Origin of the sequence: Escherichia sp. MOD1-EC6300, assembly GCF_002965045.1 — a bacterium.
Classification (GTDB): Bacteria; Pseudomonadota; Gammaproteobacteria; order Enterobacterales; family Enterobacteriaceae; genus Escherichia; species Escherichia coli_F.
The window spans coordinates 1-24,695 of record NZ_PTRH01000016.1; the positions used below are offsets into that span (position 1 = coordinate 1).

The following is a 24,695-nucleotide window of genomic DNA, read 5'->3' on the forward strand; positions in this document are numbered from 1 at the left end:
GATGGCTGGGGTACCTGGATTCGAACCAGGGAATGCCGGTATCAAAAACCGGTGCCTTACCGCTTGGCGATACCCCATCCGTACAACGCTTTCTGGTGAATGGTGCGGGAGGCGAGACTTGAACTCGCACACCTTGCGGCGCCAGAACCTAAATCTGGTGCGTCTACCAATTTCGCCACTCCCGCAAAAAAGATGGTGGCTACGACGGGATTCGAACCTGTGACCCCATCATTATGAGTGATGTGCTCTAACCAACTGAGCTACGTAGCCATCTTTTTTTCGCGATACCTTATCGGCGTTGCGGGGCGCATTATGCGTATAGAGCCTTGCAGCGTCAACCTCTTTTTCAAGGAAAATTGCTCGAAAGTGACTGTTTGGTTAGGTTGCGAACAGCGTGGCGCTATATTCGTCAATTATTGTTTACTTTGTGTTTTTTCCCCACCCTACAGCCATTCTTTTGTCATACAGGATGAAATTCGGAATTCAACAATAGTGGTAGGAAATTAATCTATGAAATACTGGCCCGTTGCAACAGGACAGGGCAGGGATCGCTACGCCTGCATCTCTGCTACCACTTCAGGCGATTTATTGAGGGAATACTATGCTGCGTTTTATGACGGCGCTGATGGGGGCGTTATTACTCATGCAATCTGCGTTTGCCGATACGGTCAAACCGGAAATCGGGAAATATGTTTTTGGCTATCGTGGGCAGGAAGGCGCTGTGGTGTGGATGATGCGGATAGGGCCGAAAGCCTCTAATGAAGCCCTCATTCAGGTATCGCATGTTGATAATGACATCGATGGCCAGATTTTTCGCTGTAAAGTGAAAGCATTACAGGAAGGTGAAAAATCCTATACCGCCGTAATTAAGGGCAAATCTTTTGAGTTATTACGCCTGAAAGAGGGGAATGGCAGCCTGCATATTCCGGATGAGCAGGCGACCTGGTCGGTGGCCTACAGTGATGAGTTGTCAAACAGTGATGTGGCAAACCCGGAACATTTCCTTACTGCATATCAGAATCAACAAGCAGCTCAATAACTGAAACAGCCCCGGATTTCTCCGGGGCAGTACCGCATTTCTTACTTATACGCCGACTGGTGAACACCAACCGCACGACCAGACGGATCGTCCATTTTCTTGAACGCCTCATCCCATTCAATCGCTTTAGCGGAAGAACACGCGACGGACGGGCCGCCCGGCACGCACTCTGCGGCGCTCGGAAGCGGGAACAGTTCTTCAAAGATCTCCCGGTACAGATACGCTTCTTTGGACGTCGGCGTGTTGTACGGGAAGCGGAAGCGGGCAGTTTCCAGCTGTTGATCAGAAACCTGCTGCGCCGCCACTTCTTTCAGGGTATCGATCCAACTGTAACCGACGCCATCGGAGAACTGCTCTTTCTGCCGCCAGGCCACACTTGCAGGCAGGTACGACTCAAAACATTCACGCAGGATGTGTTTTTCCATCTTGCCGTTACCGCACATTTTATCCTGCGGGTTAATGCGCATCGCCACGTCGAGGAATTTCTTGTCGAGGAACGGAACGCGCGCTTCCACGCCCCAGGCGGACATCGCTTTGTTGGCGCGCGCGCAGTCATACATATGCAGGGCCAACAGTTTGCGCACCGTCTCTTCATGCAGTTCTTTAGCGTTCGGCGCTTTGTGGAAGTAGAGATAACCGCCAAACACTTCATCAGAACCTTCACCGGACAGTACCATTTTAATGCCCATCGCTTTGATCTTACGCGACATTAAATACATCGGTGTTGAAGCGCGAATAGTGGTCACATCATAGGTTTCGATGTGGTAAATCACGTCGCGGATGGCGTCCAGACCTTCCTGTACAGTGAAGTGAATTTCATGATGCACAGTGCCCAGATGGTTTGCCACTTCCTGGGCTGCCTTCAGATCCGGTGAACCCGGCAGACCTACAGCAAAGGAGTGCAGCTGCGGCCACCAGGCTTCAGAGCGTTCCTGATCTTCCACGCGACGGGCGGCGTATTTCTTGGTGATCGCGGAAATAATTGAGGAATCCAGACCACCAGAAAGCAGCACACCGTAAGGCACATCAGACATCAGATGGCTTTTAACGGAATCTTCCAGTGCCTGACGCAGCTCGTTTTTGTCGGTCACGTTATCTTTCACCGCATCGTAGTCGAACCAGTCGCGGTGATAATAAGAACGGATTTCGCCGTCCTGACTCCATAAATAGCTCCCCGCCGGGAACTCTTTAATCGTGCGGCATACTGGCACGAGAGCTTTCATTTCTGAGGCCACATACAGCTGACCGTGTTCGTCATAGCCCATATATAGCGGGATGATCCCCAGATGGTCGCGACCAATCAGATACGCATCTTTTTCGCTGTCGTACAGGGCAAAAGCGAACATGCCCTGCAAATCGTCGAGAAATTCCGGCCCTTTTTCCTGATACAGCGCGAGGATCACTTCACAGTCAGACCCGGTCTGGAACTGGTAACGATCGCCATATTCAGCGCGCAATGCCTGGTGGTTGTAGATTTCACCGTTTACTGCCAGCACATGAGTTTTTTGTTGGTTGTAGAGAGGTTGCGCCCCCGCGTTAACGTCAACAATGGACAGACGTTCGTGGGCGAGAATGGCGTTATCGCTGGCATAAATACCGGACCAGTCCGGGCCACGATGACGCATCAGGCGTGACAGCTCGAGTGCTTTCTTACGCAGCTCAACTGCGTCTGTTTTGATATCGAATACGCCAAAAATTGAACACATAACCTTCTCCGTTAACCTGGTATTTGTTGCTTGTTGTGTTTGCTTGTTTAAAAAAATGCCGCAAAGCAGCACTGTGCGCAAGCGATTTGGCAGGGGGAAAATAAAAAACGTAATGGTGATTGTCGATTGGTGAAAAAAGGTCTGGTGTGAGGATGTATTTATTGATGAATCGATAATTTTTAGCGGGTTTTATTAAATGGTTATATTTTACGGGGGCCAAATTGCTGACAAAGTGCGATTTGTTCATGCCGGATGCGGCGTGAACGCCTTATCCTGCCTACAAAAGCATGAAAATTTAATATATTGCAGGAGCTGCGTAGGCCTGATAAGCGTAGCGCATCAGGCAGTTTGGCGTTTGTCATCAGAGCCAACCACGTCCGCAGACGTGGGTGGTATTCAGATAACGTCGATTTCAGCGACTGACGGGTAAATCCAGCTTGGGCGGAACGGCATACTGTCGATATCGTCGAGCGATGAAACACCAGAAAGCACCAGAATCGTCTCCAGACCGGCCTGGAAGCCCGCCAGAATGTCGGTGCGCAAGTTATCGCCGACAATCACCGTTTCTTCCGAATGCGCCTGCATTTTGTTTAATGCTGCGCGGATGATCCACGGACTCGGCTTACCAACATAGAACGGTTTACGTCCGGAGATTTTTTCGATCCCCGCGCATAGCGCGCCACAGGCCGGATAAAAACCGCGCCCGTGGGTGTCCGGGTTGGTGGCGATAAAGCGTGCACCGTTAGCGACGAAATAGGCTGCTTTATGCATCATGTCCCAGTTGTAGGAACGCGTTTCGCCAACAATCACAAAATCAGGGTTCACATCGGTAATAGTGAAACCGGCTTTGTACAGTTCATGAATCAGTGCGCCTTCGCCCACCACATACGCTTTCTTACCTTCCTGGCGACGCAGGAAATCGGCGGTCGCCATCGCGGAGGTATAAAACACGCTGTCCGGCACATCGACACCCGCAGTGGCAAAGCGGTTCGCCAGATCTTGCCCGGTCTGCGAAGGATAGTTGGTCAGCAACACCAGCGGCAGGCCTTTATCCATAATCCCGTGCAAAAATTCCGCTGCACCCGGTACGGCGACGTTATCGTGCATCAGCACGCCGTCGATATCGCAAATTACATTTTTAATGGTCATGGACTACCCAGAATATTGACAACAATAAGCGCCACTATAAAAGCACATTAATTTTCCAGCAAATGCTGGAGCAAAATACCGTTGAGCATGGCGCGTTTTACCAGCGCAAAAGCGCCGATTGCCGAGCGGTGATCCAGCTCAGAACGTACCACGGGCAGATTGGTGCGAAATGCCTTCAATGCCTGGGTATTAATGCAGCTTTCAATAGCAGGGAGCAGCACTTTATCGGCTTCGGTGATCTCACCAGCGATAACAATTTTTTGCGGATTAAATAAGTTGATAGCAATGGCGATGGTTTTACCCAGATGACGACCAACATATTCAATCACTTCCGACGCCAGACCGTCGCCTTTGTTCGCGGCTTTGCAGATAGTTTTGATGGTGCAGTCGTCCAGTGGCACACGGCTCTGGTAGCCCTGCTTTAACAGATTCAACACCCGTTGTTCAATGGCAGCGTTGGCGGCGATAGTTTCCAGGCAGCCAAAGTTGCCGCAGTGGCAGCGTTCACCCAGCGGTTCGACCTGAATATGGCCAATTTCACCGACGTTGCCGTTGCGGCCAATAAAAATGCGCCCATTAGAGATAATCCCGGCCCCGGTCCCGCGATGGACACGCACCAGAATGGAGTCTTCGCAATCCTGGCTTGCACCGAAGTAGTGCTCTGCCAGTGCCAGACTGCGGATATCGTGGCCGACAAAACAGGTCACTTTAAAACGTTCTTCCAGTGCTTCTACCAGTCCCCAGTTTTCTACCTGAATATGCGGCATGTAATGAATTTTGCCACTGTCCGGGTCAACAAGCCCTGGCAGGATCACGGAAATGGCGATCAGCTCGCGCAGTTTGCGCTGGTAGCTATCAATAAACTGAGCAATGGCATTCAGCAGGGCATGTTCCAGCGTTTGCTGAGTGCGTTCAGGCAACGGGTAATGTTCCTCTGCCAGCACTTTGCTACTGAGATCAAACAGGGTGATGGTGGCGTCATGACGACCAAGCCGTACGCCGATTGCGTGGAAATTGCGGGTTTCGGTGACAATGGAGATAGCGCGGCGGCCCCCGGTGGAGGCCTGCTGATCAACTTCTTTGATCAGCCCGCGTTCGATAAGCTGACGCGTAATCTTGGTTACGCTGGCGGGGGCAAGCTGGCTTTGCTCGGCAATCTGAATCCGCGAGATTGGCCCGTACTGGTCAATCAGGCGATAAACCGCCGCGCTGTTAAGCTGTTTTACGAGATCAACATTACCTATCTGAGCTTGTCCGCCTGGTGTCATACTTTCTCTTATTGAGTTACGACCTCGTTACCGTTAACGATGGTCTTGGTGATTTTAAAATCAGGTGTGAATGCAGTCAGGTTGGCTACTTTACCTGCGGCGAGCGTGCCGAGACGTTTCTCAACGCCAATCGCACGCGCCGGATAGAGCGTCGCCATACGCAGCACTTCATCCAGTGCGATACCACAATGTTCGACCAGATTACGCACGCCTTCAATCATGGTTAAGGATGAACCGCTTAACGTACCGTTCTCATCCACACAAAGTCCGTTACGGTAGTATATTGTTTTACCCGCAAAAATGAACTGTTCAATGTTGGCACCTGCTGGTGCGGTGGCATCGGTAACCAGACACAGTTTGTCGCCTTTCAGACGTTTAGCGTTACGAATATTGGCGTAATCAACATGCAGGCCATCAGCGATAATACCGCAATAAATGTCAGCTTCGTCGAGAATCGCGCCCGCCAGGCCCGGTTCACGACCGGTAATATACGGCATCGCGTTGTACAGATGAGTGGCAAAGGTAATCCCCGCGCGGAAACCGGCTTTCGCTTCTTTTAACGTCGCATTTGAGTGACCAGCAGACACTACAATCCCTGCATTTGCCAGTTTACTGATCACTTCCGCAGGAACCATTTCCGGTGCCAGCGTCACTTTGGTAATGACGTCGGCGTTCCCACACAGGAAATCGACCAGCGCGGCATCAGGCTTACGCACAAAGTTCGGATTATGGGTGCCTTTTTTTACCAGATTCAGCCACGGACCTTCCAGATGCAGACCTAACGCCTGATTCGGATGTTTTGCCAGGTACTCGCGCATAACGCGCACGCCCTGTTTCATCAGCTCGTCGCTGGTGGTGATAAGCGTCGGCAGATAGTTGGTGCAGCCCGATTTCTCATTGGCTTTCTGCATGATTTCCAGCGTTTCTACGCTGACCGCTTCAGCAGTATCGTTAAACTGCACGCCGCCGCAGCCGTTTAACTGCACATCGATAAAACCGGGGGAGAGAATGGCCCCGTTCAGTGAACGTTGTTCAATCTCTGGCGGCAGTTCCGCTACCGGACAGACGCTTTTAATCAGGCCATCAGCGATAACAACCGCGTGGTCATCAAGAAATTCGTGGCCGGTAAAGATTCGGCCCTGGGTTAATGCATACATTCTGACCCCCGATTTAAAAAAAATATTGCCCTGAGCAATGCGTCAGGGCAGGGATAACAATTACAGACCTTTGATATTTTCTGCTTCTAATTCATTGAAATATCTTAAAGTCTTAACTTTCAGCTCCATGGTAGAAGGTTCATCGCACACCATGATGGCTTTCGGATGCAGTTGCAGACAGCTGATGGTCCACATGTGGTTCACGCAACCTTCAACGGCGGCTTGCAGCGCCAGTGCTTTCTGGCTGCCCAGCACCAGAATCATTACTTCTTCGGCATCCAACAATGTACCAACACCGACAGTCAGGGCATATTTTGGCACCTGATTGACATCGTTATCAAAGAAACGAGAGTTCGCGACGCGAGTGTCATGAGTCAGGGTTTTGATACGAGTACGAGAAGCCAGAGAAGACGCTGGTTCGTTAAATGCAATATGACCGTCGTTACCTACACCGCCCATAAACAGATGAATTTTTCCGTAAGAACGGATTTTTTCTTCATACTGGCGGCACTCGGCGTCGATATCCGGGGCGTTGCCGTTGAGAAGGTTGATGTTTTCTGCTGGAATATCAACGTGATCGAAGAAATTACGGTGCATAAAGCTGTAGTAGCTTTCCGGATGCTCTTTCGGCAGACCGACATATTCGTCCATGTTGAAGGTGACAACGTGCTTAAAGCTGACCTGGCCTGCTTTATGCATTTCAACTAACGCTTTGTAGGTGGTCATCGGCGTGCCGCCAGTCGGCAGACCCAGAACAAACGGACGATCGGCTGTCGGTTTGAACGCATTGATACGATTGACGATATGGCGAGCAGCCCATTTGCCGACCTGTTCAGCGGTAGTCAGGGGGATCAGTCTCATTATTCACCTCAGTAAGTAAAAAGTAAGCCGTTGGCGGATTAGGCATCTTTAAGCGTAACCTGGATTTGCGCAGACAGGCGTCAATCCGACCTGATTTTTTGAATGATAAAATAAGTTTTCTGGTTTAGCCAGTAAAAGGGAGTGATGATAACGATATTTGGTGACAAAACTCACAAAAGACACGCGTTTAATTTGCGATACGAATTAAATTTTCACACACTCTGTAGCAGATGATCTAACAATCTGATTACAGAACATCGGCAGTACAATTTGCAGCAAAATAAAAATACGGCTTTAAACGAGCCAAATAGGGTTCTCGTAGGGGGAATAAGATGAATATTTTAGGTTTTTTCCAGCGACTCGGTAGGGCGTTACAGCTCCCTATCGCGGTGCTGCCGGTGGCGGCACTGTTGCTGCGATTCGGTCAGCCAGATTTACTTAACGTTGCGTTTATTGCCCAGGCGGGCGGTGCGATTTTTGATAACCTCGCATTAATCTTCGCCATCGGTGTGGCATCCAGCTGGTCGAAAGACAGCGCAGGTGCGGCGGCGCTGGCGGGTGCGGTCGGTTACTTTGTGTTAACCAAAGCGATGGTGACCATCAACCCAGAAATTAACATGGGTGTACTGGCGGGTATCATTACCGGTCTGGTCGGTGGTGCTGCCTATAACCGTTGGTCCGATATTAAACTGCCGGACTTCCTGAGCTTCTTCGGCGGCAAACGTTTTGTGCCGATCGCCACCGGCTTCTTCTGCCTGGTGCTGGCGGCCATTTTTGGTTACGTCTGGCCACCGGTACAGCACGCTATCCATGCAGGCGGCGAATGGATCGTTTCTGCGGGCGCGCTGGGTTCCGGTATCTTTGGTTTCATCAACCGTCTGCTGATCCCAACCGGTCTGCATCAGGTGCTGAACACCATCGCCTGGTTCCAGATTGGTGAATTCACCAACGCGGCGGGTACGGTTTTCCACGGCGACATTAACCGCTTCTATGCCGGTGACGGCACCGCGGGGATGTTCATGTCCGGCTTCTTCCCGATTATGATGTTCGGTCTGCCGGGCGCGGCGCTGGCGATGTACTTCGCAGCACCGAAAGAGCGTCGTCCGATGGTTGGCGGTATGCTGCTTTCTGTTGCTGTTACTGCGTTCCTGACCGGTGTGACTGAGCCGCTGGAATTCCTGTTCATGTTCCTTGCACCGCTGCTGTACCTCCTGCACGCACTGCTGACGGGTATCAGCCTGTTTGTGGCAACGCTGCTGGGTATCCATGCTGGCTTCTCCTTCTCTGCGGGGGCTATCGACTACGCGTTGATGTATAACCTGCCGGCCGCCAGCCAGAACGTCTGGATGCTGCTGGTGATGGGGGTTGTGTTCTTCGCTATCTACTTCGTGGTGTTCAGTGTGGTTATCCGCATGTTCAATCTGAAAACGCCGGGTCGCGAAGATAAAGAAGACGAGATCGTTACTGAAGAAGCCAACAGCAATACCGAGGAAGGCCTGACTCAACTGGCGACCAACTATATTGCTGCGGTTGGCGGTACTGACAACCTGAAAGCGATTGACGCCTGTATCACCCGTCTGCGTCTGACCGTGGCTGACTCTGCCCGCGTTAACGATACGATGTGTAAACGTCTGGGTGCTTCTGGGGTAGTGAAACTGAACAAACAGACTATTCAGGTGATTGTTGGCGCGAAAGCGGAATCCATTGGCGATGCAATGAAGAAAGTCGTTGCCCGTGGTCCGGTAGCAGCCGCCTCTGCTGAAACTGCGCCTGCAACTACCGTGCCTGTAGCAAAACCGCAGGCCGTACCAAACGCGGTGTCTGTCGCGGAGCTGGTATCGCCGATTACCGGTGATGTTGTGGCGCTGGATCAGGTTCCTGACGAAGCATTTGCCAGCAAAGCGGTGGGTGACGGTGTGGCGGTGAAACCGACGGATAAAATCGTCGTATCGCCAGCCGCAGGGACAATCGTAAAAATCTTCAACACCAATCACGCGTTCTGCCTGGAAACCGAAAAAGGCGCTGAGATTGTCGTCCATATGGGTATCGACACCGTAGCGCTGGAAGGCAAAGGCTTTAAACGTTTGGTGGAAGAGGGGGCGCAAGTAAGCGCAGGGCAACCGATTCTGGAAATGGATCTGGATTACCTGAACGCTAACGCCCGTTCGATGATTAGCCCGGTGGTTTGCAGCAATATCGACGATTTCAGCGGCCTTATCATTAAAGCTCAGGGTCATGTTGTGGCGGGTCAAACGCCGCTGTATGAAATCAAAAAGTAATCTGCTTCATGCCTGATGCGACGCATGACGCGTCTTATCAGGCCTACAAAAGCTCAGTCCAGGTTGGATAAGACGCTTAAGCGTCGCATCCAACAATGACGCAGGACTGGCAAAAGCGGTGGAGATCTTCTCTGCCGCTTTTTTTTTCATCAATCATCCCCATAATCTCAGTGAGATTTTCGATTTTCACTAACTAACAGTTGTCAGCCTGTCCCGCTTATAAGATCATACGCCGTTATACGTTGTTTACGCTTTGAGGAATCCACGATGAGTGAGGCAGAAGCCCGCCCGACTAACTTTATCCGTCAGATCATCGATGAAGATCTGGCCAGTGGTAAGCACACCACAGTACACACCCGTTTCCCGCCGGAGCCGAATGGCTATCTGCATATTGGCCATGCGAAATCTATCTGCCTGAACTTCGGGATCGCCCAGGACTATAAAGGCCAGTGCAACCTGCGTTTCGACGACACTAACCCGGTAAAAGAAGATATCGAGTATGTCGATTCGATCAAAAACGACGTAGAGTGGTTAGGTTTTCACTGGTCTGGTAACGTCCGTTACTCCTCCGATTATTTTGATCAGCTCCACGCCTATGCGATCGAACTGATCAATAAAGGCCTGGCGTATGTTGATGAACTGACACCGGAACAGATCCGCGAATATCGTGGCACCCTGACTCAGCCGGGTAAAAACAGCCCGTACCGCGACCGCAGCGTTGAAGAGAACCTGGCGCTGTTCGAAAAAATGCGTACCGGTGGTTTTGAAGAAGGTAAAGCCTGCCTGCGCGCGAAAATCGACATGGCTTCGCCGTTTATCGTGATGCGCGATCCGGTGCTGTACCGCATTAAGTTTGCTGAACACCACCAGACCGGTAACAAGTGGTGCATCTACCCGATGTACGACTTCACCCACTGCATCAGCGATGCGCTGGAAGGTATTACGCACTCTCTGTGTACGCTGGAATTCCAGGACAACCGTCGCCTGTATGACTGGGTGCTGGATAACATCACCATTCCTGTTCACCCGCGCCAGTACGAATTCTCGCGCCTGAATCTGGAATACACCGTGATGTCCAAGCGTAAGCTGAACCTGCTGGTGACCGACAAGCACGTTGAAGGCTGGGATGATCCTCGTATGCCGACCATTTCCGGTCTGCGTCGTCGTGGTTACACTGCGGCTTCTATTCGTGAGTTCTGCAAACGCATTGGCGTGACCAAGCAGGACAACACCATTGAGATGGCGTCGCTGGAATCCTGCATTCGTGAAGATCTCAACGAAAACGCCCCGCGCGCAATGGCAGTTATCGATCCGGTGAAACTGGTTATCGAAAACTATCAGGGCGAAGGCGAAATGGTCACCATGCCGAACCATCCGAACAAACCGGAAATGGGCAGCCGTCAGGTGCCGTTTAGCGGTGAGATTTGGATCGACCGCGCCGATTTCCGCGAAGAAGCTAACAAGCAGTACAAACGTCTGGTGCTGGGTAAAGAAGTGCGTCTGCGTAATGCTTACGTCATTAAGGCTGAACGCGTGGAGAAAGATGCCGAAGGCAACATCACCACCATCTTCTGTACTTATGACGCCGACACCTTAAGCAAAGATCCGGCAGATGGTCGTAAAGTGAAAGGCGTTATTCACTGGGTGAGCGCGGCACATGCGCTGCCGGTTGAAATCCGCCTGTACGATCGTCTGTTCAGCGTGCCGAACCCAGGTGCTGCGGATGATTTCCTGTCGGTGATTAACCCGGAATCGCTGGTGATCAAACAGGGCTTTGCTGAACCGTCGCTGAAAGACGCGGTAGCGGGCAAAGCATTCCAGTTTGAGCGTGAAGGTTATTTCTGCCTCGACAGCCGCCATTCTACGGCGGAAAAACCGGTATTTAACCGCACCGTTGGGCTGCGTGATACCTGGGCGAAAGTAGGCGAGTAGTTTTAAGTTCTACCAGGCCGGGTGAGGCATTTACGCCACATCCGGCAAGAAACATAGAAACAGTTTCAAACGCTAAATTGCCTGATGCGCTACGCTTATCAGGCCTACATGATCTCTGCCATATATTGAATTTGCGTGCTTTTGTAGGCCGGATAAGGCGTTCACGCCGCATCCGGCAAGAAATAGCAAACAAACCCAAACGCCGCGCTCCGCGGCGTTTTTTTTCTGCTTTTCTTCGCGAATTAATTCCGTTTCACAATTTATCCATAAAACAAATTTAAAATCACAAAGCATAATTAAATAAAATGTAACCGCTTTCATCTTGCTGGAAACTCAGGCTTTTATTCTTTTGTAAACCTTTCAACTACAAACTTAAGCCTTGTAACAAAAATCATCAAAATATGTGCGGTTGCTCATGTTCTTACATTCTGGTTACAGAAAGAGATTGATAATTCGCGTCGCGAAAAATAGTCTGTTCCTGTAGTCAGCGAGACTTTTCTCAACGCTACTTTTTTAATTTTTATTTTTTTCGCTGTTCACCTTTGGTGCAGCAATTTATACGTCAAAGAGGATTAACCCATGCGTACGTTTAGTGGCAAACGTAGTACGCTGGCGCTGGCTATCGCCAGTGTTACAGCAATGTCGGGCTTTATGGCAATGCCGGAGGCTCGCGCCGAAGGATTCATCGACGATTCAACCTTAACCGGCGGTATCTATTACTGGCAGCGTGAACGCGACCGTAAAGACGTTACCGACGGCGACAAATACAAAACCAACCTTTCTCATTCCACCTGGAACGCCAACCTCGATTTTCAGTCTGGTTATGCTGCTGATATGTTCGGCCTTGATATTGCCGCGTTTACGGCGATTGAAATGGCGGAAAACGGCGACAGCTCTCACCCGAACGAAATCGCGTTTTCAAAAAGTAATAAAGCCTATGACGAAGACTGGTCCGGCGATAAAAGCGGTATAAGCCTGTATAAAGCAGCGGCCAAATTTAAATACGGTCCGGTGTGGGCGCGGGCAGGTTATATTCAGCCAACCGGTCAGACGCTGTTAGCGCCGCACTGGAGCTTTATGCCGGGTACTTATCAGGGGGCGGAAGCGGGGGCGAATTTTGATTACGGCGATGCTGGTGCGTTGAGTTTCTCCTACATGTGGACCAACGAATATAAAGCGCCGTGGCATCTGGAAATGGATGAGTTTTATCAGAACGATAAAACCACTAAAGTTGATTATCTACACTCCCTTGGGGCGAAGTACGACTTCAAAAATAACTTCGTACTGGAAGCGGCGTTTGGTCAGGCGGAAGGGTATATTGATCAGTATTTTGCCAAAGCCAGCTATAAATTTGATATCGCCGGTAGCCCGTTAACCACCAGCTACCAGTTCTACGGTACGCGCGATAAAGTTGACGATCGCAGCGTCAACGACCTTTACGACGGCACTGCCTGGCTGCAAGCGTTGACCTTTGGTTACCGGGCGGCTGACGTAGTGGATTTGCGTCTGGAAGGCACCTGGGTTAAAGCCGACGGTCAGCAGGGATACTTCCTGCAACGTATGACTCCAACCTATGCTTCCTCGAACGGTCGCCTGGATATCTGGTGGGATAACCGTTCTGACTTCAACGCCAACGGCGAAAAAGCGGTCTTCTTCGGTGCGATGTATGACCTGAAAAACTGGAATCTTCCAGGCTTCGCCATCGGCGCTTCCTACGTTTACGCATGGGATGCTAAACCCGCTACCTGGCAGAGCAATCCGGATGCGTACTACGACAAGAACCGGACTATTGAAGAGTCTGCATACAGCCTGGATGCGGTCTACACCATTCAGGACGGTCGCGCCAAAGGCACGATGTTCAAACTGCACTTTACCGAATACGACAACCACTCCGACATCCCAAGCTGGGGCGGTGGTTACGGCAACATCTTCCAGGATGAGCGTGACGTGAAATTTATGGTAATCGCACCATTCACCATCTTCTGATGCCCGACGCGGCAGGTTTTGTGCCTGCCGCACGTTTGAGGAATTTGCAATGAAAAAACTGATTCTCATCGCCATGATGGCATCGGGGCTGGTGGCTTGTGCACAATCCACCGCGCCACAGGAAGACAGCCATCTGAAAGAAGCTTACAGCGCCTGTATCAACACCGCGCAAGGTTCGCCGGAAAAAATTGAAGCCTGTCAGAGCGTGTTAAACGTGCTGAAGAAAGAGAAACAACATCAGCAATTTGCCGAGCAGGAAAGTGTCCGTGTGCTGGATTATCAGCAGTGCATTCAGGCAACGCAAACCGGTAATGACCAGGCGGTGAAAACCGATTGTGATAAGGTCTGGCAGGAAATTCGCAGCAATAACAAATAAGTGAGAGCTGTAACTCTCGCTTTTCTTATGTCCCTTGTATAAAAAAGCCAACCCGCAGGTTGGCTTTTCTCGTTCAGACTGGCTTATTTGCCTTCGTGCGCGTGCTCATCTTCGCGGCAATCGCCTTCGGCACAGTGACCGTAAAGATAGAGACTATGGTTAGTCAGGCGAATGCCATGTTTTGCGGCGATTTCACGCTGACGCGCTTCGATGGAATCATCACTAAATTCGATAACCTTACCGCAGTCGAGGCAGATCAGGTGATCGTGGTGATGTTGCTGTGTCAGTTCAAATACGGATTTACCGCCTTCAAAATTGTGGCGGGTGACGATACCAGCATCGTCAAACTGGTTCAGTACGCGATAAACCGTAGCCAGACCAATTTCTTCACCCATATCGATCAGACGTTTGTATAAATCTTCCGCACTGACGTGATGGTTGTCCGGCTCCTGAAGAACTTCCAGGATTTTCAAGCGAGGAAGCGTTACTTTCAGGCCAGCTTTCTTTAGGGCGGTATTGTTATCAGTCATGCGGAATCTGTCCTGTTACTAAGCGGTTCACTTCATTAGAAGAAGTGACAGAATTTGCTCTTGAGATAATGCGTATCATTATAGAATTGCCACGCCTAAATGAAAACCACAAGTCCCTGGCAAATATTGTTAATAAAAACGTGGCTCAGCTTACATTTACAACGGCAAGGCCACTTGAACACCGGAACATTGTACAGGTACCACGGCAAAAGTTACAAATTTGTAGCAATTATTTTGATTGGCATTATCTATTAATACGGCGTAGACATGAGTCTACGCCGTATTACATCAGGCATTGAGAATTTCGTCGAGATGCAGCTCTTCAGAAATCTGTTTAACCCATTTTTCTACACGTTCAGCGGTCAGTTCCGGCTGACGATCTTCGTCGATAGCCAGTCCGACAAAGTGGTCGTCATCTGCCAGACCTTTTGATGCTTCGAAGTGGTAGCCCGCAGTTGGCCAGTGACCAACGATAGTTGCGCCGCGCGGTTCAATGATGTCGCGGATGGTGCCCAATGCGTCACAGAAGTATTCAGCGTAATCTTCCTGGTCACCACAACCAAATAGCGCAACCAGTTTACCATTGAAATCAATCTCTTCGAGAGTCGGGAAGAAGTCATCCCAGTCACACTGCGCTTCGCCGTAATACCAGGTTGGGATGCCCAGCAGCAGAATGTCATATGCTTCCAGATCTTCTTTGCTGCTTTTTGCAATGTCATGGACATCGGCAACGTCTTTACCAAGCTGTTTTTGAATCATTTTTGCGATATTTTCGGTATTACCGGTGTCGCTGCCGAAAAAGATGCCAGTGATAGCCATGAGTGAAATAACCTCTTGAAACTTATTGAAATGGGGGTGGAAAATTGCCCACGGATAAAGGCAATCATAGCAGAACAGGCAGTCTTGCGGAATCAGCAAACGAGCAGGACTGCACACTGTGCTACATGAAAGTGGAAAATTAAACGATGCCCTGGCTACGCAGCGCCGCCAGTTGCTGCATTAACATCTCTTCGATCAGTTCGCTACGGCTCATATTGCGCGATTCCGCCAGCTCGTTCAGCGCCTCGACAGCTTCCGCGTTCAGCTTCAGTTCGACACGCTTAAGGCCACGTACTTTGTCGCGTTTTAGCTGGTTGCGTTTATTAATACGCAGCTGTTCATCGCGCGAAAGCGGATTAGTTTTCGGTCGTCCCGGTCGACGCTCGTGCGCGAACAGATCTAATGTCGTACGGTCCGTTTGTTCTTTGGCCATGATCTTGGTGACTTCGGGGGAAACAATCAGCCAGGCGCCTGCCCGGATGGATAGCGCGCCATAATACATCAGCGCGATGAGTCACGCCAACGCCCACGCGCGGAAAGCGACGCGGACGCTGGGTTTTTAATCAGTTACGTTAATCATTGAGATAGCGACGGATAGCGCGTAATACAGCATCCGGTTTTTCAGCATGGACCCAGTGACCCGCGCCAGCAATCACATGCGCTCGTGCCTGTGGAAATTGTGTCAGTAAATCATCACGATACTGCTCGCTAACATACGGAGAATTGCCGCCTGGGATAAACAGGGCAGGGTGATCCCATGCCGGGATTTTCTCCCAACCCACAATATGCGGATACTGATCCCACAATACCGGCACGTTAAAGCGCCACTCCCCGTCAACAAAAGATTTCAACAGAAACTGAATCACCCCTTCTTCATTAAGATGCTGGCGCATTACTGCCGCTGCTTGCTGGCGAGTTTGCGCGTCGGATTCACTGACTGCGTTGATAGCCGCGAAAATCTCATCATGACGGCGTACGTGATAGTCGACCGGCGCGATATCAATCGCCACCAGTTTATCGATGCGATCGGGGGCCAGTGCAGTCAGTGCCATCACCGCTTTGCCGCCCATTGAGTGTCCAATAAATGTCGCTTTATCGATCTGCAGTGCATCCAGGGTATCAACAAGATCCTGCGCCATCGCCGGGTAATTCATCACCGGATCTCTCGGGGAAAGACCGTGGTTACGCATATCAACCTGGATGATATTGTGATCGTTTACCAGATCGCGAGCCAGTACGCCAAGGTTGTCGAGGCTGCCAAACAGACCATGGACAAGAACGATGGGAGAATTATTGTGCTGGTTTTGTGCAGTTTGCGCGCGGATATTCAATTTCATGGCAAAGTTCTTTTTTTCGCGTTGTCGGGTTAGGGTATTATGTTGACCATTGTGCCACAGGGCTGCAACAAATAAGGTTTAATCCGAGTTTTTCTGCAAGCCAGGCTTGACGCTATCCGCTGCCGGGATTTATTCATATACTCCTGGCGACTTGTATTCAGCTAAGACACTGCACTGGATTAAGATGAAAACGATTGAAGTTGATGATGAACTCTACAGCTATATTGCCAGCCACACTAAGCATATCGGCGAGAGCGCATCCGACATTTTACGGCGTATGTTGAAATTTTCCGCCGCATCACAGCCTGCTGCTCCGGTGACGAAAGAGGTTCGCGTTGCGTCACCTGCTATCGTCGAAGCGAAGCCGGTCAAAACGATTAAAGACAAGGTTCGCGCAATGCGTGAACTTTTGCTTTCAGACGAATACGCAGAGCAAAAGCGAGCGGTCAATCGCTTCATGCTGCTGTTGTCTACACTATATTCTCTTGACGCCCAGGCGTTTGCCGAGGCCACGGAATCGTTGCACGGTCGTACACGCGTTTACTTTGCGGCAGATGAACAAACGCTGCTGAAAAATGGTAATCAGACCAAGCCGAAACATGTGCCAGGCACGCCATATTGGGTGATCACCAACACCAACACCGGCCGTAAATGCAGCATGATCGAACACATCATGCAGTCGATGCAATTCCCGGCGGAATTGATTGAGAAGGTTTGCGGAACTATCTAAAACGTTGCAGACAAAGGACAAAGCAATGGCAATCCACAATCGTGCAGGCCAACCTGCACAACAGAGTGATTTGATTAACGTCGCCCAACTGACGGCGCAATATTATGTACTGAAACCTGAAGCAGGGAATGCGGAGCACGCGGTGAAATTCGGTACTTCCGGTCACCGTGGCAGTGCAGCGCGCCACAGCTTTAACGAGCCGCATATTCTGGCGATCGCTCAGGCAATTGCTGAAGAACGTGCGAAAAACGGCATCACTGGCCCTTGCTATGTGGGTAAAGATACTCACGCCCTGTCCGAGCCTGCGTTCATTTCCGTACTGGAAGTGCTGGCAGCGAACGGCGTAGATGTTATTGTGCAGGAAAACAATGGCTTCACTCCGACGCCTGCCGTTTCCAATGCCATCCTGGTTCACAATAAAAAAGGTGGCCCGCTGGCAGACGGTATCGTGATTACACCGTCCCATAACCCGCCGGAAGATGGTGGTATCAAGTACAATCCGCCAAATGGTGGCCCGGCTGATACTAACGTCACCAAAGTGGTGGAGGACAGGGCCAACGCACTGATGGCCGATGGCCTGAAAGGTGTGAAGCGTATCTCCCTCGACGAAGCGATGGCATCCGGTCATGTGAAAGAGCAGGATCTGGTGCAGCCGTTTGTGGAAGGTCTGGCCGATATCGTTGATATGGCGGCGATTCAGAAAGCGGGCCTGACGCTGGGCGTTGATCCGCTGGGCGGTTCCGGTATCGAATACTGGAAGCGTATTGGCGAGTATTACAACCTTAACCTGACCATCGTTAACGATCAGGTCGATCAAACCTTCCGCTTTATGCACCTCGATAAAGACGGCGCGATCCGTATGGACTGCTCCTCCGAGTGTGCGATGGCGGGCCTGCTGGCACTGCGTGATAAGTTCGATCTGGCATTTGCTAACGACCCGGATTATGACCGTCACGGTATCGTCACTCCGGCAGGTTTGATGAATCCTAACCACTACCTGGCGGTGGCGATCAACTACCTGTTCCAGCATCGTCCGCAGTGGGGCAAAGATGTTGCTGTCGGTAAAACGCTGGTTTCATCTGCGATGATCGACCGTGTGGTCAATGACTTAGGCCGTAAGCTGGTAGAAGTCCCGGTAGGCTTCAAATGGTTTGTGGATGGTCTGTTCGACGGCAGCTTTGGCTTTGGCGGCGAAGAGAGCGCGGGGGCTTCCTTCCTGCGTTTCGACGGTACGCCGTGGTCGACTGATAAAGACGGCATTATCATGTGTCTGCTGGCGGCGGAAATCACCGCTGTCACTGGTAAGAACCCGCAGGAACACTACAACGAACTGGCAAAACGCTTTGGTGCGCCGAGCTATAACCGTTTGCAGGCAGCTGCGACTTCCGCACAAAAAGCGGCGCTGTCTAAGCTGTCTCCGGAAATGGTGAGCGCCAGCACCCTGGCTGGTGACCCGATCACCGCGCGCCTGACGGCGGCACCGGGCAACGGTGCTTCTATTGGCGGTCTGAAAGTGATGACTGACAACGGCTGGTTCGCCGCGCGTCCGTCAGGCACGGAAGACGCATACAAAATCTACTGCGAAAGCTTCCTCGGTGAAGAACATCGCAAGCAGATCGAGAAAGAAGCGGTTGAGATTGTTAGCGAAGTTCTGAAAAACGCGTAAACACATTAAATAAGAAAAAGGGCGGTCGGAAGATCGCCCTTTTTACTTATGATAGCCTGATACGCTACGTTCATCAGGCCTACGAGGATGGTGCAATATATTGAATTTGCACTATTTTGTAGGACGGATAAGGCGTTCACGCCGCATCCGGCATGAACAACGAGTACTTTGCCAACAAACTGAATAGCTCAAGGGAATTCCGAATGAAGACCAAAAGGAGTCTGGTCGTCAGAGTGGCATTAATTACCGCCACACTACTGCTGACAGCATGCGCCCAACCTGAACAATCATCATTAGCTGGTGACTGGTTACTGACCCCTAAAGATAAAACCAGAGGATTAACGGGTAGCATTGCGGTAAATATTGCGCCTTCCCGGTGTAAGACAAATTGCCGTGGCGATAACTTACCTGATAATACCCGCCGCTGGCAGTTGTCAGGCGGGAACGAAAAAGAACTTACTTATCTTCATGATATGTCAGCACAAGAAAAGACCGGTTTAAATCCTGAATGGCAATGCTACACCTCATTTTTTATGGGGATTTGCCAGGGTAAGCCCGGCACTCGACCGATAGTTAATGAGGATTATGTCAGCGAAAGCGGATTTTTTGGCTCGATGATGCATGTCGGGATTATTGAGTTGCGACGCTGTCAGTCAGAAAATTGCCAGCAAGAATTGAAAGCGATAAACACACATTAAAATAGCGAGTCCGGGAATGAAACCCGGACCTGAACATGTCTTATTGCGTGATTGTTTCTTTCATTTGATACTGCATTTCCCAGAGTTCAGTAAGCGAAATAACTTTTCTTGTTCTTGCTTCTTCACTTTGTACCCATAAGAAAGGGTAGAAAGTGAAGGCTTCCGTTGCCGATAATTTTATTACGTCTTCTTGCCATTGCGGCCAGCGTACATTTTCATAGAAGGTATCTAAATCACCGGATAATGCCCACTGAAGAAACTCAGAATATCCAACCTCCAGACTTTCCCAACTCAGCGTATCTGGCGCAAAATAATAAACGCAGCCAGTATCTTCCCCAAGATCGCCACCATTAAGAGCAAAAATTCCCCCTGCGACATCATCGGCGATGGGTAAAGCCCGCACGCTTGCGAATTCAGGGCGTTGTGTCCAACTTGCTGGATCTCGTGGTAACCGGGGGTGACCAGAGCCTGCTATGCGTAACCAACCGTTATCAATCAGCAGACCTCCGGAGCCATAGACAAGCGCACCCATCGGTGATTTTGTTGTAACCTGTAATTGATAAAGTGCGGTTTCGGCTAAATCTTTATTAACCGGTAAGAGTTCGGCATGGTTTGTGGCTTCTTTTAACCAATTCTGGATTATTGTCCAGGCTGAATCTTCAGTATTTACTAACTGACTCACTTCACGCATCGCTACTTGCTCCTTGTGTGCTACGGTGTCATTTATGATGAGGCATTGTATGGGACATTTTTTAAATATTAAGTTCCTTATATTTGAATAAAAAATGACTTTATCCATACATTGCCACTTTTTTCAAAGCATAAACCGATACCCAATACCGGTTTCAGTAATGAAATGGCGGGGCGGACGAGATCCTGTTCCAGTTTTTGTCGCAAATGCCTCATATAATTACGCAAATAGTTGCTGTGTTCGACCGCGTTTGGACCCTACACCTGCCGGATGCGGCATAAATAACGAACTCTTTGTCAACAAACAGAAAGGGCGATCATTCAATCGCCCTTTTTTATTTCGCTTTTTTTAACCGTGTTTGTTTTTCAGTTCAAAGCGTGGTGATACCAGACCATACAGTGTCCAACCAAGGAAAGTCACGATGGAACCGTACAGCATGGCTTCTTCCCCGGATGAGTACAGCGCATAGAAACTGTACATCGCACCAACAAAGGCAACAAAGTTTGCTACTTTCGCTTTTGATGGTGGCACATTGGCGACCTTCTGAATAATGACTAATGCCGCCATCGACAGGATATACGGAATGATATTGGTCACCACGGCCAGGTTAACCAGCACGTTGAACTGGCTGTTCAGTGACGGGCTAATGGTCATCAGTGCCAATCCACTCTGAATAATCACAATGGTCAACATCCCCTGAACCGGTGCATCCACTTTGGTTACACGGGAGAAAATTTTAGGGAAGTAGCCTTCATCAGATGAAGATTTAAACACCTGGGCAATGGTGAACTGCCAGCCAAGCAGTGAACCGCAGCAGGACATCACCATCAGCGCCATAATGACTTTACCCACTTCCGGTGTGAACATTTGCGCGAAGGCCAGACCAAATGGTGCCGTTGAATTTGCCAGCTCCATATTGGGCACAATCCCGGCAATCACGTTGGTGGAGACGATATAAATCACCGCCGCACCTAACGTACCGCCGAGTACCGCGATTGGCACATTACGTTCCGGGTTTTCCACTACATCAGTATTCGCACACGCAGACTCCAGACCAAGAAAAGCCCACAGCGTCATGGCGATGGAAGAACCTACCGCACTGAAGAACGGTGCATGATGCGGATTCCAGGAATCAACGTAAAGTGTCGGGCTAAACCAGAACCAGCCGATAACGCACAGGCCTACCACCGGAATAATGACCCCCCACACGGTAATGCTACTGATTTGCCCGGTAATGCGCGCACCACCAAAGTTAGCCACGGTACAAATCCACAGCACTCCGATGGTTGCCAGACCAATCTGCACTGGTGACAAACTCGCGCCGAGCAGTTCGGTGCCGTAACCAACTGCCGAAATAGCAATCGCCACGTTAGCAATCAGCAGCGAGACGCCGTAGGTATAGTTCGCCATAAAGTTACCGGATTTACCGAAAGCATACTCGGCATAACCGCCCATACCGCCTGATTTACGGCTGAACATACCGCATTTTGCGAATGCCCATGCCAGCGCCATTGAGCCTACGGCTGTCACCAACCAGGAGATTATTGAGATTGTCCCAACTTCGGCAAGCTTTGTCGGCAGCATGATGATGCCGGAGCCCATCATGTTGACCATCGTCAGTATGGTTAACTGAACGACGCCCATTTTGTTCGATTTAGCCTGACTCATAATTTTTCCCCTTTCAACAGGGTGCTTTGCGCATCACGAGGCTTGATGACATAGCACCAAACTTGCTTACGACCATCATGTTCTTCGATATAGACACCCTGCAGCTCCGGTGCAAAACCTGGCAGCAGGTTGATCCCTTCTTCCAGAGCGCTGAAGTAACGCAGAACAGCACCACCCCAGATTTCACCCGGAACAACACACAGCACACCCGGAGGATAAGGAAGCGCACCTTCGGCTGCGATACGGCCTTCTGCATCCGGCAGACGAACCAATTCCACTTCACCGCGTAAGTAGGCATAGTTGGCTTCCTGTGGATTCATGCTGACGCGTGGGAAGTGTTCCTTACGGAACATCTCTTTTTGCAGTTGTTTCACGTTGTGACGGGCATACAAATCATGCATTTCCTGGCACAACTGACGCAGGGTATAACCGGCGTAGCGCTCTTCATGCTGTTTGTAGATGGAAGGCAATACTTCCGCCAGAGGCGCATCAGCTTCCAGTAGTTTTTCGAAGCGTACCAGCAGGGCAACAAGTTGCTGCAGTTTGGCCATATCTTCTGCCGGAGTCAGCAGGAAGAGGATGGAGTTAAGATCGCATTTTTCCGGCACTACGCCATTTTCGCGCAGGAAGTTAGCAAGAATCGTCGCGGGTACACCGAACGCTTCGTATTCGCCGTTACGTGCATCAATACCTGGGGTTGTCAGCAACAGTTTGCACGGATCGACAAAGTATTGATTCTCTGCGTAACCTTCAAAAGAATGCCAGTGCTCACCGGGTACAAATTTAAAGAAGCGCAGATCAACCGCAATTTGCGCTGTTTCATACGATTGCCAGGGTTTACCATCCACCAGTTCAGGAACGAACGGACGAATGTGCTGGCAGTTATCGAGGATCAATTTGCGGGCATTAATACCGTTAACCACACAATCCATCCACATATTACGACCGCTGACACCTTCATGCATTTTGGCGTTAATATCCAGTGCGGCAAACAGCGGATAGAACGGGCTGGTGGAGGCGTGCATCATAAAGGCGTTGTTCATGCGTTTGTGCGGTACATAACGCTGTTGCCCTTTGATATGGCTGTCTTTTTTATGAATTTGTGAAGTCTGAGAAAAACCAGCCTGCTGCTTATGTACAGATTGCGTAACCAGAATACCCGGATCGTTCTCATTAAGCTCCAGTAGCAGCGGCGAACAGTCCGCCATCATCGGAATAAACTGTTCATAGCCGACCCATGCTGAGTCAAACAGGATGTAGTCACACAGATGACCGATTTTATCCACCACCTGGCGGGCGTTATAAATAGTACCGTCGTAGGTGCCTAACTGAATCACAGCGAGGCGGAACGGACGCGCCTCTTTTGCCCGTTGCGGTGCAACTTCTCTAATCAGTTCACGCAGATAACTTTCTTCGAAGCAGTGCGCATCAATACCACCGATAAAACCATACGGGTTACGTGCTGTTTCCAGATAAACCGGTGTTGCACCAGCCTGTAGCAAGGCCCCGTGGTGGTTAGACTTATGGTTATTGCGGTCAAACAGCACCAGATCACCCGGTGTTAGCAGGGCGTTTAAAACCACTTTGTTGGAAGAGGAGGTGCCGTTTAAAACAAAGTACGTTTTATCGGCATTAAACACTTTAGCCGCATGTTGCTGTGCAATGCATGGCGCACCTTCATGAATCAGTAGATCGCCCATTGCTACGTCGGCATTACACAAGTCGGAGCGGAAGAGCATTTCGCCAAAATATTCCACGAACTGATTGCCTGCCGGATGGCGACGGAAAAACTCACCCCCCTGATGACCCGGGCAGTCAAAAGCGCTATTGCCCTGATTGACATAATCGACCAGTGCGCGGAAGAAGGGCGGGCGCAGCTGCGTTTCATAATGGCTGGCGGCGGTTTCTAACTGACGTCCGTAAAATTCTTTCCGTGATTCGCAATGCTCGAAGACACCAGTAATACGTGGCAGATATTCTGCTGGTACACGTTCTTCATTTTCCGTTGCAATAAAAACAGGAATGCCATAGCCAGTAGCGTCTATTTCATCGAGTTTTCCACGTTCAACATCATTGACTGATAAAATAATGGCGGCAACGTCAATATAATTACTTTCGTCAATATTCACGCATGCACGATGAGTGGAAAAACAATCCGGGCAAGAACGACTAACGGCAATTTTTAATTCTGACATTTTGTTCATCTCTTTATTTCAGGTAATAGCAGGTCCTCAATTTCTCAAAGGAGAAATCGATCACGCCGGAAAAAAAGCAAAACTCCACCGCTGATAAATAAATCAGTAGTTTGCTTTTTGCAGATGCAATAACCCAGACCAGCCCGGTAACTGGCTATACTCGTCATACTTCAAGTTGCTAGTGCTGCGACTTGAATTATTTAGAGTTTAAAAGGGTTAGCAGTATATGAGCACCGAGGGATACAGGTATTAACCTGTAATGCTTAAAGTCAGGGAGACCTGTACGCTGGGGTGCCCTTTAGTCAGAAGACTAACGGGCATTAAAGAAATGAAAGTCAAAACTATTACGATGGGCAAACTTCATGATATGGGTTGTCCGCCTTATATGAGGCATTAAGCGGTTATTATTTTCCATTTACCTTTACCTTTTGCTGTGTCAGTTGAAGGTAGAGTTATTCTATCCATGAAAAGGCTATAAACTGTGAAGAAGATCAACAAAAAACGATCACACCCCAAATAATAAATCGTTAATTATGAATAGCGCCATATTAGATGCTGTTTTGTTGTTTAAATGTTGCAATTTCGTAGGTTATATTTTCATTAAGAAA

Annotated in this window: 23 protein-coding genes, 3 tRNA genes and 1 pseudogene; 8 read left to right on the forward strand and 19 right to left on the reverse strand. The window is 49.9% G+C overall.

Going from position 1 to position 24,695, the window contains the following annotated elements:
• Positions 1-2 precede the first annotated feature (2 nt).
• From BGE37_RS19830 to BGE37_RS19840, 3 genes are all read right to left on the reverse strand, one after another.
• Positions 3-77, reverse strand: a tRNA-Gln gene (locus BGE37_RS19830).
• 23 nt (positions 78-100) lie between these two features.
• Positions 101-185: transfer RNA gene (locus BGE37_RS19835), tRNA-Leu, on the reverse strand.
• Between the two features lie 8 nt (positions 186-193).
• Positions 194-270: transfer RNA gene (locus BGE37_RS19840), tRNA-Met, on the reverse strand.
• Between the two features lie 331 nt (positions 271-601).
• Here BGE37_RS19840 and BGE37_RS25215 point away from each other — a divergent pair.
• Positions 602-1,039: a hypothetical protein gene (locus tag BGE37_RS25215; RefSeq protein WP_000943486.1), complete on the forward strand. Its 438-nt coding sequence runs from the start codon at positions 602-604 to the stop codon at positions 1,037-1,039.
• Positions 1,040-1,080: 41 nt separating this feature from the next.
• On the opposite strand, the gene asnB is transcribed toward BGE37_RS25215, so the two are convergent.
• From asnB to nagB, 5 genes are all read right to left on the reverse strand, one after another.
• Entirely contained in the window at positions 1,081-2,745 is a 1,665-nt protein-coding gene (asnB, locus tag BGE37_RS19855; RefSeq protein ID WP_000337081.1) for an asparagine synthase B, read from the reverse strand.
• Between the two features lie 396 nt (positions 2,746-3,141).
• The gene (gene nagD / locus BGE37_RS19865) at positions 3,142-3,894 is read right to left on the reverse strand and encodes a ribonucleotide monophosphatase NagD (protein WP_000153129.1); all 753 of its coding nucleotides are present in this window, start codon (positions 3,892-3,894) and stop codon (positions 3,142-3,144) included.
• A 47-nt stretch (positions 3,895-3,941) separates the two neighbouring features.
• Complete coding sequence (gene nagC, locus BGE37_RS19870; RefSeq protein ID WP_000187590.1) at positions 3,942-5,162, reverse strand: DNA-binding transcriptional regulator NagC; 1,221 nt, start codon at positions 5,160-5,162, stop codon at positions 3,942-3,944.
• A gap of 8 nt (positions 5,163-5,170) precedes the next feature.
• Positions 5,171-6,319 carry an N-acetylglucosamine-6-phosphate deacetylase gene (gene nagA / locus BGE37_RS19875; protein ID WP_105277486.1) on the reverse strand — a complete coding sequence of 383 codons (1,149 nt, stop codon included), beginning with the start codon at positions 6,317-6,319 and terminating at the stop codon, positions 5,171-5,173.
• A gap of 60 nt (positions 6,320-6,379) precedes the next feature.
• Positions 6,380-7,180 carry a glucosamine-6-phosphate deaminase gene (gene nagB / locus BGE37_RS19880; protein WP_001237072.1) on the reverse strand — a complete coding sequence of 267 codons (801 nt, stop codon included), beginning with the start codon at positions 7,178-7,180 and terminating at the stop codon, positions 6,380-6,382.
• 332 nt (positions 7,181-7,512) lie between these two features.
• Here nagB and nagE point away from each other — a divergent pair, with 332 nt between their 5' ends.
• From nagE to chiQ, 4 genes are all read left to right on the forward strand, one after another.
• Positions 7,513-9,459, forward strand: coding sequence for a PTS N-acetyl glucosamine transporter subunit IIABC (gene nagE / locus BGE37_RS19885; RefSeq protein WP_105277487.1), 1,947 nt, complete (start codon positions 7,513-7,515; stop codon positions 9,457-9,459).
• 267 nt (positions 9,460-9,726) lie between these two features.
• Complete coding sequence (glnS, locus tag BGE37_RS19890) at positions 9,727-11,391, forward strand: glutamine--tRNA ligase (RefSeq protein WP_001287134.1); 1,665 nt, start codon at positions 9,727-9,729, stop codon at positions 11,389-11,391.
• A 579-nt stretch (positions 11,392-11,970) separates the two neighbouring features.
• The gene (gene chiP / locus BGE37_RS19900; protein ID WP_001258860.1) at positions 11,971-13,377 is read left to right on the forward strand and encodes a chitoporin ChiP; all 1,407 of its coding nucleotides are present in this window, start codon (positions 11,971-11,973) and stop codon (positions 13,375-13,377) included.
• Positions 13,378-13,426: 49 nt separating this feature from the next.
• Positions 13,427-13,753, forward strand: coding sequence for a ChiQ/YbfN family lipoprotein (gene chiQ, locus BGE37_RS19905; protein ID WP_000733584.1), 327 nt, complete (start codon positions 13,427-13,429; stop codon positions 13,751-13,753).
• Between the two features lie 83 nt (positions 13,754-13,836).
• Here the strand turns inward: chiQ and fur are convergent, their stop codons facing one another.
• The 5 genes from fur to ybfF form a co-directional block, all read right to left on the reverse strand.
• Positions 13,837-14,283: a ferric iron uptake transcriptional regulator gene (gene fur / locus BGE37_RS19910; RefSeq protein ID WP_000131702.1), complete on the reverse strand. Its 447-nt coding sequence runs from the start codon at positions 14,281-14,283 to the stop codon at positions 13,837-13,839.
• A complete protein-coding gene (gene uof, locus BGE37_RS19915) occupies positions 14,276-14,362 on the reverse strand; it encodes a fur leader peptide (RefSeq protein ID WP_001406816.1) in 87 nt (28 codons plus the stop codon). The genes fur and uof overlap by 8 nt, the downstream gene beginning before the upstream one ends.
• 209 nt (positions 14,363-14,571) lie before the next feature.
• Positions 14,572-15,102, reverse strand: coding sequence for a flavodoxin FldA (gene fldA / locus BGE37_RS19920; RefSeq protein WP_001018618.1), 531 nt, complete (start codon positions 15,100-15,102; stop codon positions 14,572-14,574).
• Between the two features lie 139 nt (positions 15,103-15,241).
• The gene (ybfE, locus tag BGE37_RS19925) at positions 15,242-15,535 is read right to left on the reverse strand and encodes a LexA regulated protein (RefSeq protein ID WP_001300829.1); all 294 of its coding nucleotides are present in this window, start codon (positions 15,533-15,535) and stop codon (positions 15,242-15,244) included.
• Positions 15,536-15,674: 139 nt separating this feature from the next.
• Complete coding sequence (ybfF, locus tag BGE37_RS19930; RefSeq protein WP_105271851.1) at positions 15,675-16,439, reverse strand: esterase; 765 nt, start codon at positions 16,437-16,439, stop codon at positions 15,675-15,677.
• 184 nt (positions 16,440-16,623) lie between these two features.
• Between ybfF and seqA the strand changes: the two genes are divergently transcribed.
• The 3 genes from seqA to BGE37_RS19945 all read left to right on the forward strand — a co-directional run bounded on the left by seqA (position 16,624) and on the right by BGE37_RS19945 (position 19,533).
• Positions 16,624-17,169, forward strand: a complete 546-nt coding sequence (gene seqA / locus BGE37_RS19935; protein ID WP_000848387.1) for a replication initiation negative regulator SeqA — start codon at positions 16,624-16,626, stop codon at positions 17,167-17,169.
• 25 nt (positions 17,170-17,194) lie between these two features.
• Positions 17,195-18,835, forward strand: a complete 1,641-nt coding sequence (gene pgm, locus BGE37_RS19940; RefSeq protein ID WP_001295675.1) for a phosphoglucomutase (alpha-D-glucose-1,6-bisphosphate-dependent) — start codon at positions 17,195-17,197, stop codon at positions 18,833-18,835.
• A gap of 203 nt (positions 18,836-19,038) precedes the next feature.
• Positions 19,039-19,533, forward strand: coding sequence for a hypothetical protein (locus tag BGE37_RS19945; protein ID WP_000851056.1), 495 nt, complete (start codon positions 19,039-19,041; stop codon positions 19,531-19,533).
• A gap of 40 nt (positions 19,534-19,573) precedes the next feature.
• Here the strand turns inward: BGE37_RS19945 and BGE37_RS19950 are convergent, their stop codons facing one another.
• From BGE37_RS19950 to BGE37_RS25910, 6 genes and pseudogenes are all read right to left on the reverse strand, one after another.
• Positions 19,574-20,224 (reverse strand): DUF2625 domain-containing protein, encoded by a 651-nt coding sequence (locus tag BGE37_RS19950; protein WP_105277490.1) that lies wholly within the window; start codon positions 20,222-20,224, stop codon positions 19,574-19,576.
• Between the two features lie 123 nt (positions 20,225-20,347).
• Positions 20,348-20,481 (reverse strand): annotated as a pseudogene (locus tag BGE37_RS25665) (winged helix-turn-helix domain-containing protein); the annotation flags it as partial.
• A 91-nt stretch (positions 20,482-20,572) separates the two neighbouring features.
• Positions 20,573-21,892, reverse strand: a complete 1,320-nt coding sequence (potE, locus tag BGE37_RS19960) for a putrescine-ornithine antiporter (protein WP_000075850.1) — start codon at positions 21,890-21,892, stop codon at positions 20,573-20,575.
• The gene (speF, locus tag BGE37_RS19965; protein ID WP_032183711.1) at positions 21,889-24,087 is read right to left on the reverse strand and encodes an ornithine decarboxylase SpeF; all 2,199 of its coding nucleotides are present in this window, start codon (positions 24,085-24,087) and stop codon (positions 21,889-21,891) included. The genes potE and speF overlap by 4 nt, the downstream gene beginning before the upstream one ends.
• Positions 24,088-24,397: 310 nt before the next feature.
• Positions 24,398-24,502 (reverse strand): leader peptide SpeFL, encoded by a 105-nt coding sequence (gene speFL / locus BGE37_RS25220; protein WP_001312672.1) that lies wholly within the window; start codon positions 24,500-24,502, stop codon positions 24,398-24,400.
• On the reverse strand, positions 24,481-24,612 hold the full coding sequence (locus BGE37_RS25910) for a TonB-dependent receptor (RefSeq protein ID WP_103253904.1): 132 nt from the start codon (positions 24,610-24,612) through the stop codon (positions 24,481-24,483). Before BGE37_RS25910 ends, speFL begins: the two co-directional genes overlap by 22 nt.
• Positions 24,613-24,695: the final 83 nt, after the last annotated feature.

Coding starts and splice junctions, on each gene's coding strand:
- chiP (WP_001258860.1), top strand. CDS start 11,971: ATGCGTACGTTTAGTGGCAAACGTAGTACGCTGGCGCTGGCTATCGCC.
- fur (WP_000131702.1), bottom strand. CDS start 14,283: ATGACTGATAACAATACCGCCCTAAAGAAAGCTGGCCTGAAAGTAACG.
- BGE37_RS19945 (WP_000851056.1), top strand. CDS start 19,039: ATGAAGACCAAAAGGAGTCTGGTCGTCAGAGTGGCATTAATTACCGCC.
- ybfE (WP_001300829.1), bottom strand. CDS start 15,535: ATGGCCAAAGAACAAACGGACCGTACGACATTAGATCTGTTCGCGCAC.
- nagB (WP_001237072.1), bottom strand. CDS start 7,180: ATGAGACTGATCCCCCTGACTACCGCTGAACAGGTCGGCAAATGGGCT.
- speF (WP_032183711.1), bottom strand. CDS start 24,087: ATGTCAGAATTAAAAATTGCCGTTAGTCGTTCTTGCCCGGATTGTTTT.
- BGE37_RS25215 (WP_000943486.1), top strand. CDS start 602: ATGCTGCGTTTTATGACGGCGCTGATGGGGGCGTTATTACTCATGCAA.
- pgm (WP_001295675.1), top strand. CDS start 17,195: ATGGCAATCCACAATCGTGCAGGCCAACCTGCACAACAGAGTGATTTG.
- speFL (WP_001312672.1), bottom strand. CDS start 24,502: ATGGAAAATAATAACCGCTTAATGCCTCATATAAGGCGGACAACCCAT.
- nagC (WP_000187590.1), bottom strand. CDS start 5,162: ATGACACCAGGCGGACAAGCTCAGATAGGTAATGTTGATCTCGTAAAA.
- asnB (WP_000337081.1), bottom strand. CDS start 2,745: ATGTGTTCAATTTTTGGCGTATTCGATATCAAAACAGACGCAGTTGAG.
- uof (WP_001406816.1), bottom strand. CDS start 14,362: ATGATACGCATTATCTCAAGAGCAAATTCTGTCACTTCTTCTAATGAA.
- glnS (WP_001287134.1), top strand. CDS start 9,727: ATGAGTGAGGCAGAAGCCCGCCCGACTAACTTTATCCGTCAGATCATC.
- fldA (WP_001018618.1), bottom strand. CDS start 15,102: ATGGCTATCACTGGCATCTTTTTCGGCAGCGACACCGGTAATACCGAA.
- potE (WP_000075850.1), bottom strand. CDS start 21,892: ATGAGTCAGGCTAAATCGAACAAAATGGGCGTCGTTCAGTTAACCATA.
- chiQ (WP_000733584.1), top strand. CDS start 13,427: ATGAAAAAACTGATTCTCATCGCCATGATGGCATCGGGGCTGGTGGCT.
- BGE37_RS19950 (WP_105277490.1), bottom strand. CDS start 20,224: ATGCGTGAAGTGAGTCAGTTAGTAAATACTGAAGATTCAGCCTGGACA.
- nagD (WP_000153129.1), bottom strand. CDS start 3,894: ATGACCATTAAAAATGTAATTTGCGATATCGACGGCGTGCTGATGCAC.
- nagE (WP_105277487.1), top strand. CDS start 7,513: ATGAATATTTTAGGTTTTTTCCAGCGACTCGGTAGGGCGTTACAGCTC.
- nagA (WP_105277486.1), bottom strand. CDS start 6,319: ATGTATGCATTAACCCAGGGCCGAATCTTTACCGGCCACGAATTTCTT.
- ybfF (WP_105271851.1), bottom strand. CDS start 16,439: ATGAAATTGAATATCCGCGCGCAAACTGCACAAAACCAGCACAATAAT.
- seqA (WP_000848387.1), top strand. CDS start 16,624: ATGAAAACGATTGAAGTTGATGATGAACTCTACAGCTATATTGCCAGC.